The 15,184-nt window shown below is 49.9% G+C and carries 19 protein-coding genes; all 19 read left to right on the forward strand.

Annotated features, from left to right (window positions below; translation table 11 throughout):
• Nucleotides 1-6: 6 nt before the first annotated feature.
• Nucleotides 7-735 carry a flexirubin biosynthesis SDR family reductase FlxB gene (gene flxB / locus MKQ68_RS02040; protein WP_244837058.1) on the forward strand — a complete coding sequence of 243 codons (729 nt, stop codon included), beginning with the start codon at nt 7-9 and terminating at the stop codon, nt 733-735.
• A 114-nt stretch (nt 736-849) separates the two neighbouring features.
• Nucleotides 850-2,070 (forward strand): beta-ketoacyl-[acyl-carrier-protein] synthase family protein, encoded by a 1,221-nt coding sequence (locus MKQ68_RS02045; protein ID WP_264281864.1) that lies wholly within the window; start codon nt 850-852, stop codon nt 2,068-2,070.
• 99 nt (nt 2,071-2,169) lie between these two features.
• The gene (locus MKQ68_RS02050; RefSeq protein WP_264281865.1) at nt 2,170-2,427 is read left to right on the forward strand and encodes an acyl carrier protein; all 258 of its coding nucleotides are present in this window, start codon (nt 2,170-2,172) and stop codon (nt 2,425-2,427) included.
• Nucleotides 2,427-3,335: a lysophospholipid acyltransferase family protein gene (locus MKQ68_RS02055; RefSeq protein WP_264281866.1), complete on the forward strand. Its 909-nt coding sequence runs from the start codon at nt 2,427-2,429 to the stop codon at nt 3,333-3,335. Before MKQ68_RS02050 ends, MKQ68_RS02055 begins: the two co-directional genes overlap by 1 nt.
• 100 nt (nt 3,336-3,435) lie before the next feature.
• Nucleotides 3,436-3,858 carry a hotdog family protein gene (locus tag MKQ68_RS02060; protein WP_264281867.1) on the forward strand — a complete coding sequence of 141 codons (423 nt, stop codon included), beginning with the start codon at nt 3,436-3,438 and terminating at the stop codon, nt 3,856-3,858.
• A gap of 12 nt (nt 3,859-3,870) precedes the next feature.
• Nucleotides 3,871-4,521 (forward strand): hypothetical protein, encoded by a 651-nt coding sequence (locus tag MKQ68_RS02065; RefSeq protein WP_264281868.1) that lies wholly within the window; start codon nt 3,871-3,873, stop codon nt 4,519-4,521.
• Between the two features lie 30 nt (nt 4,522-4,551).
• Nucleotides 4,552-4,974, forward strand: coding sequence for an acyl-CoA thioesterase (locus MKQ68_RS02070; RefSeq protein ID WP_264281869.1), 423 nt, complete (start codon nt 4,552-4,554; stop codon nt 4,972-4,974).
• Nucleotides 4,975-4,984: 10 nt separating this feature from the next.
• Nucleotides 4,985-6,154 (forward strand): beta-ketoacyl synthase N-terminal-like domain-containing protein, encoded by a 1,170-nt coding sequence (locus MKQ68_RS02075; protein WP_264281870.1) that lies wholly within the window; start codon nt 4,985-4,987, stop codon nt 6,152-6,154.
• 18 nt (nt 6,155-6,172) lie between these two features.
• Nucleotides 6,173-7,243: a methyltransferase gene (locus tag MKQ68_RS02080; RefSeq protein WP_244837047.1), complete on the forward strand. Its 1,071-nt coding sequence runs from the start codon at nt 6,173-6,175 to the stop codon at nt 7,241-7,243.
• 38 nt (nt 7,244-7,281) lie between these two features.
• On the forward strand, nt 7,282-8,529 hold the full coding sequence (locus MKQ68_RS02085) for an NAD(P)/FAD-dependent oxidoreductase (RefSeq protein WP_264281871.1): 1,248 nt from the start codon (nt 7,282-7,284) through the stop codon (nt 8,527-8,529).
• The gene (locus MKQ68_RS02090) at nt 8,522-9,127 is read left to right on the forward strand and encodes a hypothetical protein (protein WP_244837044.1); all 606 of its coding nucleotides are present in this window, start codon (nt 8,522-8,524) and stop codon (nt 9,125-9,127) included. The genes MKQ68_RS02085 and MKQ68_RS02090 overlap by 8 nt, the downstream gene beginning before the upstream one ends.
• 1 nt (nt 9,128) lies before the next feature.
• Nucleotides 9,129-9,386 carry a phosphopantetheine-binding protein gene (locus tag MKQ68_RS02095; protein WP_244837043.1) on the forward strand — a complete coding sequence of 86 codons (258 nt, stop codon included), beginning with the start codon at nt 9,129-9,131 and terminating at the stop codon, nt 9,384-9,386.
• Nucleotides 9,386-10,582 carry a beta-ketoacyl-[acyl-carrier-protein] synthase family protein gene (locus MKQ68_RS02100; RefSeq protein ID WP_264281872.1) on the forward strand — a complete coding sequence of 399 codons (1,197 nt, stop codon included), beginning with the start codon at nt 9,386-9,388 and terminating at the stop codon, nt 10,580-10,582. The genes MKQ68_RS02095 and MKQ68_RS02100 overlap by 1 nt, the downstream gene beginning before the upstream one ends.
• 5 nt (nt 10,583-10,587) lie before the next feature.
• Complete coding sequence (locus tag MKQ68_RS02105) at nt 10,588-11,625, forward strand: beta-ketoacyl synthase N-terminal-like domain-containing protein (protein WP_264281873.1); 1,038 nt, start codon at nt 10,588-10,590, stop codon at nt 11,623-11,625.
• The gene (locus tag MKQ68_RS02110) at nt 11,619-12,395 is read left to right on the forward strand and encodes a polysaccharide deacetylase family protein (RefSeq protein ID WP_244837040.1); all 777 of its coding nucleotides are present in this window, start codon (nt 11,619-11,621) and stop codon (nt 12,393-12,395) included. Before MKQ68_RS02105 ends, MKQ68_RS02110 begins: the two co-directional genes overlap by 7 nt.
• Nucleotides 12,388-13,020: a flexirubin biosynthesis/transport protein LolA2 gene (gene lolA2, locus MKQ68_RS02115; protein WP_264281874.1), complete on the forward strand. Its 633-nt coding sequence runs from the start codon at nt 12,388-12,390 to the stop codon at nt 13,018-13,020. The genes MKQ68_RS02110 and lolA2 overlap by 8 nt, the downstream gene beginning before the upstream one ends.
• Entirely contained in the window at nt 12,998-13,612 is a 615-nt protein-coding gene (gene lolB2, locus MKQ68_RS02120; RefSeq protein WP_264281875.1) for a flexirubin biosynthesis protein LolB2, read from the forward strand. Before lolA2 ends, lolB2 begins: the two co-directional genes overlap by 23 nt.
• On the forward strand, nt 13,612-13,983 hold the full coding sequence (locus tag MKQ68_RS02125) for an ApeI family dehydratase (protein WP_264281876.1): 372 nt from the start codon (nt 13,612-13,614) through the stop codon (nt 13,981-13,983). Before lolB2 ends, MKQ68_RS02125 begins: the two co-directional genes overlap by 1 nt.
• Nucleotides 13,983-15,182: a DUF2062 domain-containing protein gene (locus MKQ68_RS02130; protein ID WP_264281877.1), complete on the forward strand. Its 1,200-nt coding sequence runs from the start codon at nt 13,983-13,985 to the stop codon at nt 15,180-15,182. Before MKQ68_RS02125 ends, MKQ68_RS02130 begins: the two co-directional genes overlap by 1 nt.
• The last annotated feature ends 2 nt before the right edge of the window (nt 15,183-15,184 follow it).

Raw genomic sequence — 15,184 nt, forward strand, 5'->3', positions numbered from 1 at the left:
TACACAATGAAGTGTGCTTTAGTTACAGGCGGGTCGAGGGGTATTGGCAGGGCGGTTTGCATCAGGATGGCAGAGTTGGGATACCATGTGGTGATTAATTATAAAGGCAACCAGGCTGCGGCAGAAGAAACGCTGGCAGCAGTACGCGCTAAAGGTGCGGACGGTGAGTTGCTGCAGTTCAACGTAGGCGATGCCGAAGAGGTGCAACGCGTACTGGGCGGCTGGGTAGAAGGTAATAAAGAGAAATATATAGAGGTGCTGGTGAACAATGCAGGCGTTCGTGAGGATGTACTGATGTTCTGGATGAATGTGGACCAATGGCGTAATGTATTGGGTCCCAGTCTTGACGGGTTCTATTACGTGACCAAGCAGGTGCTGAACGGCATGTTGCTGAAACGTTATGGTCGCATTATTAACATGGTAAGTCTCAGCGGCCTCAAAGGCACGCCGGGACAGGTAAACTATTCCGCCGCCAAAGCCGGTATTATCGGCGCTACCAAAGCGCTTGCGCAGGAAGTGGCCAAACGGGGTATTACCGTAAATGCCGTAGCTCCGGGTTTTATCCGTACGGATATGACCGCCGAGCTGAACGAAAAGGAACTGTCGGCCCAGGTGCCGATGAGCAGGTTTGGTACCCCCGAAGAAGTAGCCGAAGCTGTGGCCTTCTTCGCTTCCAAAGGCGCATCCTACGTTACCGGCGAAGTGCTCTCCATTAACGGAGGGCTATATTCATAAGCCTATAATTGTCATAATAATAAAGTAAGCTCTGTAATACGGCCCGGCTTTTGCAGATGTGCCCGGTAACGGTTACAGGAGCGTTTTGCGCCTTATAATAACTAATTGGTGATTATGAATAGAGTCGTGATTACAGGCCTCGGTGTTTATTCCTGCATAGGAAAAAACCTGGAGGAAGTGAAAGATTCATTATATCATGGTCGCTCAGGGATCATATTTGACCAGGAGCGTAAAGACTTTGGCTACCGCTCGGCCCTTACCGGCCACGTAGCCCGCCCGGACCTGAAAGGCCTGCTTGACCGCCGTGCGCGGCTCATGATGCCCGAACAGGCCGAATTTGCTTATATGTCTACCCGCGAAGCCCTGGCCCAGGCCGGCCTTGAGCAGGATTACCTCGAGCAAACGGAAGCAGGCATCCTCTTCGGGAACGACAGTTCCGCCAAACCCACCGTAGAAGCCACCGACATCATACGCGAAAAGCATGATACCATGCTCGTTGGTTCCGGCTCCGTGTTCCAGACCATGAACTCGACTGTGAACATGAATCTCGCCACCATCTTCCGCCTGAAAGGGATCAATTTCAGCGTCAGTGCTGCCTGTGCGAGTGGCTCTCACGCCATTGGCCTCGGCTACATGTTCGTCAAAAACGGTATGCAGGACACCGTGGTGTGCGGCGGTGCGCAGGAAATCAACATTTACGCTATGGGCAACTTCGACGCCATTGCCGCCTTTTCGGTAAGGGAAAGCGATCCGGCGAAAGCCTCCCGCCCGTTCGACCGCGATCGCGACGGCCTGGTGCCCAGTGGGGGAGCGGCCACCGTAATCCTGGAAAGCCTCGAAAGTGCACAACGCCGCGGAGCAAAGATTTTAGGAGAAGTGTTAGGATACGGTTTTTCGAGCAACGGCGCGCATATTTCCAATCCCAGTGTAGACGGTCCCGTACGGTCGCTGGAAATTTCTTTGAAAGATGCAGGCTTACAGCCCCGTGATATTCAATACATTAACGCTCACGCCACCTCTACGCCGGCAGGCGACGCCAGCGAGGCCAGGGCGCTTCACCAGGTATTTGGCGACAGCAGGCCGTACATCAGCTCTACCAAGGGCATGACTGGCCACGAATGCTGGATGGCGGGCGCCAGTGAGATCGTTTATTCTATGCTCATGATGCAAAACGGCTTTATGGCCCCCAACATAAATTTCGATAACCCCGACGAAGATTCAGCGAAGCTTAATATAGTAACCGATACCATCAATAAGGATTTTAATATATTTTTGTCCAATTCTTTTGGCTTCGGGGGAACGAACTCCTCCCTGGTGATTAGGAAGTGGGATTGAGTTATTCTTATTAATTTTGCAAAGTGATGATTCATTTCCCGGCCGGAGAAGCCGGGAGCATTGTTTAACTCTTTCAACCTATATCTGGAACAATAAATTATGGAAGTTAAGGATATCATAGCGAGGACGAACGCATTCCTTGTGGAGGAATTTGAAGTTGCGCCTGAAAGTATTACACCTGCAGCGAACCTGAAAGCGACTTTGGAGCTTGACAGCCTGGATTATATTGACCTGGTGGTAGTGATCGAAAGCAATTTTGGTTTTAAGGTAAAGCCCGAAGATTTTCAGGGTATTGTTACCTTCCAGGATTTTTATGAATACGTGATCAATCGTCTTGAACAAAAAGCCCTGGTATAATGCCGTCCTGGCAAGGTAAGTCGAAAGCGAATAAGCTCGGGTACAGTATTTTTTATGGTGTGTTGCGGTATGGAGGTGTTCGCGCAGCATATGTGTTCCTGTATTTCGTCGCATCCTACTATTTCCTCTTTTCTACCAGCTCGTCGCGGGCTATCCTACATTATTTTCGTACGAAGATCGGGTATGGCAGGTGGCGCAGCATACGTAGCCTGTACGCCAATTATTATGTGTTTGGTCAGACCATTCTCGACAAGGTGGTGGTAATGGCCAACATACCCAATCCCTTTACCTTCGAGTTTGATGGCGAGCATCACCTGCACAACATGGTAGCCGGGGGCAGGGGCGGCATTATGCTCAGCGCTCACCTGGGCAACTGGGAGGTTGCCGGGCACCTGTTTACCCGCCTGAAAGCAAAAATTAACATCGTGATGTTCGACGGTGAGCATGAGCAGGTTAAAAAGTACCTTACCTCGATTACCGGCGATCGCGTGGTGAACGTAATCGTGATCAAAAACGACTTATCACATATTTATGCGATCAGTGATGCGTTAAGCAACCAGGAGCTGGTGTGTATGCATGCCGATCGTTTTATGCCGGGCAACAAAACCTTACAGGTGCCTTTCCTGGGCGAGGATGCGCTGTTCCCGCTGGGGCCTTTCCAACTGGCGGCAACGTTCAAAGTACCCGTTTCCTTCGTATTTGCTTTTAAAGAAACCGATACCCACTATCACTTGTACGCCACCGAACCCCGCGAGTACCATGGTCGCCGGAAGGAAGGCATACAGGAAGCCATACACGATTTTGCGGCCGCCATGGAGCAAAAAGTGAAACAATACCCCATTCAATGGTTTAATTATTACGACTTCTGGGATAAGTCGCCCGCAGACCCGGCTGGCGATAAAGCCTGAAAATCTCCGTAAATTGCGGTCCTGCCAACTGGAACCTCCGCGCAACTTCGCAAAAGGAGTATTACATTTGCGCGTGCGGTTTAAAACTTAACTGTTTACGATGCTAGTAACTAAAGAAGAAATTACTCAATACATCCCCCAACGCCCACCCATCGTTATGGTGCACAGGCTGTTGCGTGCGGATGATGCGGAGCTGCGGACAGGATTTGACGTGGAGCCGGATAATGTTTTTGTAGAAAATGGCGTTCTAATGCCTCCCGGACTGGTAGAGAACATTGCGCAGTCGGCCGCGGTACGTGTAGGCTACCTGGCCAAACAGCGCAACGAACCTGTGCCGATCGGCTACATTGGCGGCGTTAGCAACCTGGAAGTATTGGAATTGCCCGCAGCAGGCACCAGCATCGAAACACTGATCGCTATCGAAAGGGAAGTGATGGGCGCCACCATCGCCAAAGGCAGCGTGTTCCAGGACGGACGCCTGTTGGCCGAGTGTGAAATGAAGATTTTTGTCCCTCAAAAATAAAGACAGATAAACATGAAACTGAAACCAGTACTTTTTGCAGCATTTGCATCGCTGGTGTTGAGCGTGAACGCCAACGCCCAGGGAATCAAAGATTTATTCAACTCCGACACGCAGTTGACTTATTTTGGCATCGACTTTACACAGATGCGCCTTATTGGTGATGAAGCCGCCAACCAGGACGATATCGTGGAAAAACAACTTCCAGCCTTAAACGACCTGATCGTAAACGAACCAAAAAAATTCAAGCTGGCAGATGCCTTCCACAAAAACCGCGTAGATACCGACCTGGAAGAAAGCCACAAGAAAAACGGCAAGATCAATGCCGATAAGATCAAGTCGTCGAAATCCGCCGACTTCCATCGCCTCAAGCCCGCCGACATCGACGCAGTGGTAAAAACTTACAACTTCGCTGATTATAAAGGCCTGGGTATCTTGTTTGTATGCGAAGCGTTTTCCAAAACGGAAAAGTCGGCCTCCTACTATGTAACTATTATCGATCTGGCTACCAAAAAAGTGTTGCTTACAGAGCGTATGACCGGCGATATAGGTCGCTTCGGTGGATTTACTTTCCGCAACTACTGGGCTAACCCGGTAAAGGAAATACTCGACAGCATTGGTAAAACACAATACAAAGCCTGGAGAGCGAAGTACGCGGGCGAATAAGATCAATTTAAACAAGAGAGAAACCATTTCATGCAAGTATTGAGTGACCGCGCAGAGATCCTGGTTAAATTTAATGAAGCCGACCCGCTCGGCATCGTGTGGCATGGCCACTATGTGCGTTATTTTGAAGACGGGAGGGAAGCTTTCGGTAACAAATACGGCCTGCGCTACCTGGATATTTATGCCCACGGGTATACGGTGCCGGTAGTGAGCGTGGAATGCAACTTTAAAAAATCGCTCCGTTACGGCGACAGTGTGATCGTGGAAACGCGGTATGTGAACACCGCCGCCGCTAAACTGAGATTTGAATATACTTTATACAACGCAGCTACCAGGGATATTGTGGCAACGGGATCGACCGTACAGGTGTTTCTCGACAAAGATAAAAGTGAGCTTCAGTTGGTGGCCCCGGACTTTTTCCAGCATTGGAAAAAAGAACATGGGTTGATATAATCTGGTGAATATGAAAACGGTGTTTGTAGCAGCAGATAATATTATTTCTCCTTTGGGGAACACCACGGCCGCCAACTTTGACGAGGTGCGCCGGGGCGGGAGCGGCATCCGTTTACACAACGATCTGTCCCTGGCGGCTGCGCCTTTTTATGGATCGGTCATTACCGGGGAGCAGCTGGCAGGGTTTAAGGAAAATGGCGATTACGCAAGTGAGACCCGCGTCCCGGACAGACTTTCAAAGTTCGAAACCCTTTGCATCCTCTCTGTAAAAGACGCGCTGTCGCAGACCGATATACCGGTAAAGGATGAACGAACAGCATTCATCCTGTCTACCACCAAAGGAAATATTGAGAAGATCGCTGATGAAACCGCCCAGCCTTCCGCGCTGCAGTTATTTCCTTCTGCGCAGAAGATAGCGGATTACTTCGGTATGACGAGTAAACCTTTGGTGATCAGCAACGCCTGTATTTCAGGTCTGCTCGCCCTTATTATCGGGCAGCGGCTCATTCGCTCCGGGCAGTACGACCAGGTAATCGTTACCGGGGCCGATGTGTTTACGCGGTTCGTATTATCCGGCTTCCAGTCCTTCCTGGCAGTAAGTAACGAGCCCTGCAAACCTTTCGATGCCGCACGCAACGGCATCAGTTTAGGAGAAGCGGCGGCAACCGTAATACTGACTGCTGATCCAGGCAAATCAAAAGGCATTGTGCTGGGTGAAGGTGCTTCCAGCAACGATGCGAATCATATTTCGGGTCCTTCCCGTACAGGTGAAGAATTGGGAGGCGCGGTGAACAAGGCGATCATTAACAGCGGTTTGACCGTTGCAGATATCGGCTTCGTATCGGCCCATGGAACGGCTACTTTGTACAACGATGAAATGGAAGCGAAAGCTTTCAACTTCGCCGGTTTGCAGGAAGTGCCGGTGAATAGCCTGAAAGGTTATTATGGCCATACACTGGGAGCGGCCGGGCTCGTAGAAGCCATCATCGGCATGCGCTCGCTGGAACAAAATATTATAATACCTACAAAAGGATATAGCCAACACGGAGTACCTATGCCGTTGAACGTTTGTCATGGTACCCCATTAGCCCGCGATATGCGGCATTTCATCAAAACCACCTCCGGTTTCGGAGGCTGCAATGCAGCCATGGTGTTTAGTAAATCAGATATTCACTCTTAAACGACTAGTATAATCAGCATGCAATTCTTTAACAAGGAAACGAAAACAGCTTTGCAGGCCAAGGAGCAGGCACTTTGGATCGCATTTGCCCCCGTAGTGTTTCAGGCAGCAAAAGCGCTGCGCGACCTGGGTATTCTCAAAGCCATTGCCGACAAAGGCATGAAAGGCGTGACCATTGAAGAAATTATCGATACAACAGGCCTTAGCCGCTACGGCGTACGTGTACTGCTGGAAGCCGGTCTGGGTATGGAAATGCTGATCATCAACGACGAAAAGAAATATGTGCTCACTAAAACGGGCCATTTTATAGAGCACGATCAGCTTACCCGCATCAACATGGACTTTAGCAATGATATTTGCTACAAAGGCATGTTCCATCTTCAGGAAGCGATTACCGGGGGTAAACCCGCAGGTTTAAAAGAACTGGGGCCCTGGGAAACGATTTACGAAGGACTCACCATCCTGCCGCCGAAAGAAGGCAAAAGCTGGTATGACTTCGACCACTATTATTCCGACCTCGCCTTTCCGCAGGTATTGCCTATCATTTTCGAACATAAGCCGAAGAAACTGTTGGACATAGGCGGTAACACCGGTAAGTTTACTATGGCTGCAGCCGCCCACGATCCGGAAGTGCAGATCACCATATTCGATTTGCCCGGCCAGGTAGCGCGCGCCACTAAAAATATCACTGAGGCCGGTTTTATCGATCGTGTATCCTTTCACGTGAATAACATCCTGGACGAAAGTATTCCTTTCCCCACCGGCTTCGATGCCATCTGGATGAGCCAGTTCCTCGACTGTTTCTCCGAAGCTGAAATTATCTCTATCCTTAGCCGTTGCCGCGAAGCCCTGAACGACGGCGGTAGTGTATATATCCTGGAGCCTTTCTGGGATAAGCAGGTGTTTAAAGCCGCGGCGTTCAGCCTGCAGCAAACATCCCTGTACTTTACCGCCATGGCAAATGGTAACAGCCAGATGTACTATTCCGAAGTGTTTTATGAGTGCGTAAAACAGGCAGGGTTGCAGATCGTGAATGAGAACCATAGTATGGGACTGAGCTACACCTTGCTCCAGTGTAAAAAAGCCTAAGATTAACTCAACCTATAAACATCCCAACTTACCCCTTTATGAAGAAAGAAAAAGTGGACGTATTAGTGATAGGTGCCGGACCCGCGGGAACGGTAGCTGCATCTATCATACACCAGGCAGGTTATACCGTAAAAATAGTGGAGAAGCAAAAGTTCCCGCGTTTTGTAATCGGTGAAAGTCTTTTGCCGCGATGTATGGAAGCGCTCACTGAGGCGAAGTTCGTGGACGCTCTCGAGAAAAGAGGGTACCAGAAGAAGTTCGGCGCTAAATTCGTAAAGGGTGAAGATATATGTGATTTCACCTTCGAGAATCAATATACCGATGGCTGGAAGTGGACCTGGCAGGTGCCCCGTGCCGACTTCGACACTACGCTGGCCAACGCGGTGCAGGAAATGGGTGTGCCTGTTGAATTTGAAACCTCGGTAACCGCTATCAAATTTAATGGGTCTGATTCTGTCACCACGGTGGAAGATATCGATGGTAATCAGAAGGAAATCGAAGCCCGCTTCATCGTTGATGGCAGCGGTTACGGCAGGGTGATTCCCAAGTTGTTCAACCTGGAAAAGGAATCTGTGCTACAGCCGCGTAAAGCCCTGTTCGCGCACACCGTAGACCTGAAAAGGAATATGGATGCCGAGCCGAACAGGATTACTGCCGTGGTGCATAAAAAAGGTACCTGGATCTGGATTATCCCGTTCTCTACCGGCATTACGTCATTGGGCTTTGTAAGTGACCCCACATTTTTTGAAGGATTTGAGGGTAATAACGAAGAGAAATACCGCGCCATGCTTGAGTCTGAGCCGTATACCCGCGAACGTTTCCGGGATGTGGAGTTAGTATTCGAGCCCAGGATATTAGAGGCCTGGAGCGCTACGACTGATAAATTTTACGGAGAAGGTTTTGTACTTACCGGGAATGTAACCGAGTTCCTGGACCCGATATTCTCTTCCGGCGTAACTTTGGCTACCGTATCGAGCCAAACTGCCGCGAAACTGGTGATCAAAAAGCTGAGAGGCGAAGCCGTAGATTGGGAAAAAGAATACATGGAGCCTACCATGCAGGGCGTGAACGTTTTCCGTTCTTACGTGATGGCCTGGTACGAAGGCGTGCTGGACACTATTTTCTTTCGTAAGAACCCGGACGAAAACATTAAACAGCAGATTTGCTCCGTACTGGCCGGGTATGTGTGGGATACGAGCAATCCGTTTGTGGCGGCTCACGATACGGCGCCCAGGCGGTTAGCGCGCACGATCGTGGCGACCGATAAAATAAAGAGTTTTGAATAGCATTAACGCATATACGATTATTCGTCCGTACAAGGTGATAAGGAACGGAGAGGTGCTGACCAACGAAAGCGCCGCTCCCATGCAGGATTTCCTGCGCCGCCTGTACGACCAGTTTGCCGGTCAGTACCAGAAGTTCCATAAAATGGACCACCTCAGCAAACTGGGATGGCTGGCGACCGAGTTGTTGCTGCAGGATATGCCGATGACAGGTTACGCCGCGGAAGACACAGCACTGGTGTTCGCCAACCGCAGTGCCAGCCTCGACACGGACGAAAAGTATTACCAGACCGTGAGTGATATTGCGAGTCCTGCGCTGTTCGTATACACGCTGCCCAATATCGTGACCGGCGAAATCAGCATCCGCCACAAGTTTAAAGGAGAGAACGCCTTTTTCGTAGCAGATGCATTTGATATACCGATGATGACTGCCTACGCGCAACAACTGCTCGACACCAACGCCGCCAGGGCGTGCATCTGCGGTTGGATAGAGCAGTACCATGAGGATTTCGAGGCGGTGGTATTTTTAGTAGAAAAAGAAACGCGGGGAGTGGCATTGCCCTTTTCTGCGGAACAAGTTGAAAAATTGTATCAATCATAATATGGAAAAGTTGATGGCAGATCTGAAAGCCCAGATCATCGAGCAATTGAATTTACAGGAAGTAAAGCCCGAAGACATTGGCGATGATCAGCCCTTGTTCAAAGATGGCCTTGGCCTCGATTCTATTGACGCGCTGGAGCTGATCGTATTGCTGCAACAGCACTACCGCATTCGTATGGCCAACCCGGAAGATGGACCGAAGATCTTTCATTCCGTGCGTACCATGGCCGAGTTTATCACCGCTAATCAACCCGCATAATGAGCGGTAAGGTGCTGGTAGCCGGCGGCGGCGTGATTTGTGGTATCGGGCATACATTAGATGCCTGCCTGCAGACGTTTGCCCGCATGGAACCCGGTATGGGCGCTATGCAATACCTGCGTTCTGCGCACAAAAACACCTTTCCCGTTGCGGAAGTAAAAGCGGACAATGCCACGCTGGCCCAAATGGCCGGCATGCCGGAACATACTACCCGTACCGCTTTGCTGAGCATGATCGCAGCTAAGGCGGCCTGGGATAGTACCGGTTTAGGCAACATCAGCGATTACCGTGTAGGCTTCGTATCTGCCAATACCGTTGGTGGTATGGACAAAACCGAAGACTTCATGGAAGACTTCCTGCCGGATGCATCCAAAGGCAGGCTGAAAGGTGTTGTTAACCATGAATGTGGTACTATTACCGAGCTGGTAGGTGATGCGCTGGGCATCCGTCATCATATGTCGACCATTTCCACCGCCTGTTCTTCCGGCGCTAACGCTATGATGTACGGCTCGCGCCTGATCAGGAATGGCGTGGTGGATATAGTGATCGCCGGTGGTACAGATGCGCTTACCCGTTTTACGCTGAACGGTTTTAACACCCTCATGATATTGGACCAGCAGAAATGCCGTCCCTTCGATGATACCCGCACTGGCCTCAACCTGGGTGAAGGTGCAGGTTACGTGGTGTTGGTATCTGAAAAGATAGCGGCGCAGTTACCTCAGGGGGCCTGGTGCAGTTTAAGCGGCTTTGCGAATGCGAACGACGCCTATCACCAAACCGCCTCCTCGCCCGATGGTACCGGTAACTACCTGGCCATGAAAGGCGCGCTGGAAATGAGCGGGCTGCAGGCGAACGATATTGCGTATATCAATTTGCACGGTACTGGTACGCAGAATAATGATGTGTCTGAGGGTACGGCGATCGTGCGGTTGTTCGGGGCAACCATTCCGCCAGCCAGTTCTACCAAATCGTTCACCGGGCATACCCTGGGAGCGAGTGGTGGCATTGAGGCCGTGTTTAGTGCCTTGGCGGTGAAGGAAGGGATCATTTACCCGAACGCACAGTTTACCACGCAAATGAAGGAACTGCCTTTTTCGCCTGCCACGACCTTCTCCAAAGGCAATGATTTGAGGCATGTGATGTCTAACTCATTTGGCTTTGGAGGCAATTGTTCGAGTGTAATTTTTTCAAGATAAAAGGAATGAAAGCATACATACATGGAGCCGGCTGCATTTCTCCGCAGGATACTGCGTCGGGTGCCCCATTCCTGGAAAATGTGAGAAGCTACGAAGGCAATCGCCTGGCCGTAGCCGATCCTGATTACAAACAGTGGATCGATGTGAAACTCATCCGCCGTATGAGCCGCGTGATCAAAATGGGGGTAGGCGCTTCGCAACTCAGTTTGCAGGATGCCGGTATTACCATGCCCGATGCGATCATCACCGGCACCGCTTACGGCTGCCTGGCCGATACGAGCGTGTTTCTCAATAAAATGGTCAGTCAGCAGGAAGAAATGCTGACGCCCACCGCCTTTATTCAAAGCACCCATAACACCGTAGCAGGACAAATTGCGCTCATGCTCGGTTGTCATGCTTATAACAATACTTTCGTTCACCGCGCCTTTTCGTTCGAAAGCGCGCTGCTGGACAGTCTTATGATATTGCAGGAAGGCAGCGCCAAAACGGTGCTCGCTGGCGGGCTGGACGAGATTACCGATCATAGTCATACTATTCTTTCCCGTTTCGGCTTGTTCCGAACTAACAGCAGCGATAGTACGAAACTGTTGAACGAAGCTGGTGAAGGCACCATTAACGGCGAAGGATCTGGCTTCTTTGTATTGAGCAGCGAACAAGGTAATGCAACGGTGGCGATACACATGCCAGGTACGCTATACAAACCTTCTGGCAGAGAAGAAGTAAAAACATTTATCGAACAATACCTGGGAGATACGGTACCTGATGTGATCATCACCGGTCGTAGCGGCGATGCGGCGAACGATGCGATATTGAACGACCTGGAAGATGAGCTGTTTGCAGGCAAACCTGTTGCAGGGTTTAAGCACCTGAGTGGCGAGTATCCAACGGCTTCGGCCTTTGCGCTGTTCATGGCGGTACAGGCGCTGCGTACGCAAAAGGTGGCCTTGCTGAAAGGCACGGCACCCGCATCTTTCAAAAATATATTAATTGTAAACCAGTACCAGGGCACGCATTATTCGGCGTCGCTCGTATCGGCATGCTAAACTATACCACCATACGCATCCTGTTCGCGGCAGCTTTTTGCTTGTCGCTGGTGTTCCATTTCATGAACGGGCCGGTGGCCTGGTGGATATGGGGCATGATGGGCGTATGTTTCATCGCTTTGCTGGCCTGGGGTGCAAGTGATATTTCCCTCAGCTTCTTTACGCCTGTACATAACCGGGCGGTCACGCAGGAAAAGCAGGTGGCCCTCTCTTTTGACGATGGGCCTTCTCCGGCAATTACCCCGCAAATACTCGATATTTTATTAGAGCATCAGGTGCCTGGTGCTTTTTTCTGTATTGGGCAACGTGCGGCGCAAGCGCCGGAATTACTCAAACGTGTACACGAAGAAGGGCATGTGATCGGCAATCATAGCTTCTCACACGCCTTTTGGTTTGATATGTATGGTACGTCGCGCATGCTGGCAGAACTTAAACAGGCCGACACGGCGATTGCCACGGCCATCGGGCATCAGCCTAAATTATTTCGCCCGCCTTATGGGGTTACGAATCCTAACCTGGCAAAAGCTATTCGCAAAGGCGGGTACGAGAGCATTGGCTGGAGCATCCGCTCGCTGGATACCGTGGCCCGCGATGGTAAACTGCTGTTACAGCGCGTATTGCGGAATGTGCGTCCGGGTGATGTATTCCTGTTTCACGATACCTGCGCGATTACGGTACAGATATTGCCTGAACTGATTGAAAGCCTGCGTAATAAAGGCTTTGAGATTGTACGAGTTGATAAATTATTAAACGTGAAGGCTTATGCGTAAATGGATATGGATCATAGCATGCCTGGTGAGTACGGCCGTGCAGGCGCAAAGCACTGGCTTTAAACCGGTAGCCAACCTGGAGCAGTTTAAACAACAGTTTGCCAAAACCGCCCAGCAAACAAAATCTATAAAGAGCGATTTTGTACAGGAAAAAAATCTGAGTTTGCTGAGTGAAAAAATCACGAGTAAAGGCAAATTCTGGTTCAAAAAGGAAGATAAGGTGAAGATGGAGTACCAGCAGCCGTCGTACTACCTGGTGGTCATTAACGGGAAAGATATCAAAACAAAAGACAACAAAAAGGAACAACGGATATCGGCAAAATCGAGCAAGGTGTTTCAGCAGGTAAGCCGCATTACGGCGGACTGTGTACAAGGCAATGTATTGAACAATGCCGGTTTCTCTACCAAAGTGTTTGAGAATGCGCAATACTTTCAGCTGGAAATGACGCCGGTATCAAAAGGTATTAAAGAGTATTTCAGGAAGATCGTGTTATGGGTCGATAAAAAAGATTATTCCGTTACGAAGATGCAGATGCAGGAACAGAGCGGCGACGATACACTCATGACCTTCGTAAATAAAGAAGTGAACGTAAACATCCCGGATGAAGTATTTGCTGTTAAATAGCCTGTTGCTGTTGTGCGCCTGTACGTCCTCCTACAAAGGATTACAAAAGGCACCAGGCGACGCTGCCTGCGTGGGGCGCTTCCGGCCGCAGTACGAAGGCACGGTGATTTACAACACCCAGGTGGATGTATTGAACAATCACTTTTCCGGCTTGCTGCTTTTTAAAAAAATGGAAGACAGCAGCATGCGCATCGTGTTTACCAACGAAATGGGTTTCAAGTTCTTCGATTTTGGGTTTGATGCCGATGGCGGTTTTACGAAATACTACGTAACGCCGAAGATGGATAGAAAGGCCGTGGTAAAGACGTTGCGGAAGGACTTTGAAATGCTGCTGATGCCATACGATTTTTCCAGGGCCGAAGTGTTGCAGCGGGACGGGCAGCAATACGTAAAAGTGAAGCTGGATAAAGGTGCGGTGTATTACATTACCGCCGCCAATTGCCGGGAACTGATCAAAGTACAGAACGGCAGCCGTCGCAAACCTGTCGTAGACCTGTGGATGAAGGCTTACCGTGAAGGTATTCCTGATTCGCTCGACATCATACACCAGAAATTCAAATTCAATATTTCATCACAACGCGTTATAAAATAATGTTAGCAGGAAAATTTTACACCGTAACACAGCAGGAGCAAACCAGCGAGACCATTAGCACGGCCATCGCCTGGAATGCTGCCCACCCGATATTCGAAGGCCATTTTCCCGGTCAGCCTGTAGTACCCGGCGTTTGTATGATGCAAACCATCCAGGAAATATTAGGCAATGCGCTTCAGAAAAATGTGATGGTGCGTAAAGCATCGAACATGAAGTTCCTGAACATGATCGATCCGAACAAACAACCTGCGGTAGACGTGGAGATCAAATACGCTGTTCTCGAAACGCAGGAGTTGAAAGTGACCGCGCAGATCAAAAGCAGTGAGCTGATATTCTTAAAATTCCAGGGACTTTTCACCGTTAAGCAGTAATGTATTCGCCCGCTCCATATGATGCCCGTTTTGAAGCGCACAAAGCCTGTGTGCTGATACCTACTTATAATAACGCGACTACACTGGGCGACGTTATCCGCTCCGTACTGGCCATGACCCGCCACCTTATTATTGTGAGCGATGGTGCCACAGACGCAACTGCCAGGGTGCTGGAAGAATTTCCGGAATTGCAGGTAGTGGCCTATAAGCCCAATCACGGTAAAGGTTACGCGCTGCGGAAAGGATTTCGGTATGCACTGTCGCAGGGCTATGATCATGCTATTACGATGGATAGTGATGGCCAGCACTTCGCCAGTGACCTGCCTACCTTTCTCGATAAACTGGATGAGAAAAAAGATGCGATCGTCATCGGTGCGCGCAACCTGCAACAGGAAAACATGCCCAGCCAGAATACGTTCGCCAATAAATTCTCGAACTTCTGGTTTTGGGTAGAAACCGGCATTAAAGCACCCGATACGCAAAGTGGCTTTCGTCTTTACCCGATTCACCGTATAGGCCGCATGCGATCGTTTTGCAATAAATACGAGTTTGAGGTGGAAGTGGTGGTACGCTCGGTTTGGAAAGGCACAAAGGTCGAGTGGGCGCCCATCAAGGTATATTACCCGCCGAAGGGTGAGCGTATTTCGCACTTCAGACCGGGAGCCGACATTACGCGCATCACGATCCTTAATACCGTGCTGGTACTCATCTCGTTCTTTTATATCCATCCACGTGACTTTATCCGTACGATGTTGCGGGCGGAAGGGCGTAAAGCTTTTTTAGAAAAACACGTGATCAGCCGTGACGAGTCGAATGCAAAGAAGGCCGCATCGATAGGTTTTGGCGTGTTCATGGGCATTATTCCTATCTGGGGTTTCCAGATGATTGCAGCCCTTGCATTGGCCACCGTTATGCGCTTAAATAAAGGGTTGGTGATTATTGCTGCGAATATCAGTATTCCACCCATGATCCCTGCGATTATTACGCTAAGCTTTCTGATGGGTAAGATTTGGGTAGGAAGAGGCGCAACAGATTTGTTTTTCAGCCGGGGTATAACGTTGGAAAGTATTAAACTAAACGCGGTACAATACCTTTACGGCAGCATAACACTGGCTATCGTAGCCGGTATTGCCAGCTGGTTGATTTCGTGGGTGCTGCTCGCTATGTTGCGACGCAAGGCGGCTGCCAAGGCTAACTAATA

It is taken from the genome of Chitinophaga horti, assembly GCF_022867795.2.
Lineage (GTDB): Bacteria > Bacteroidota > Bacteroidia > Chitinophagales > Chitinophagaceae > Chitinophaga > Chitinophaga horti.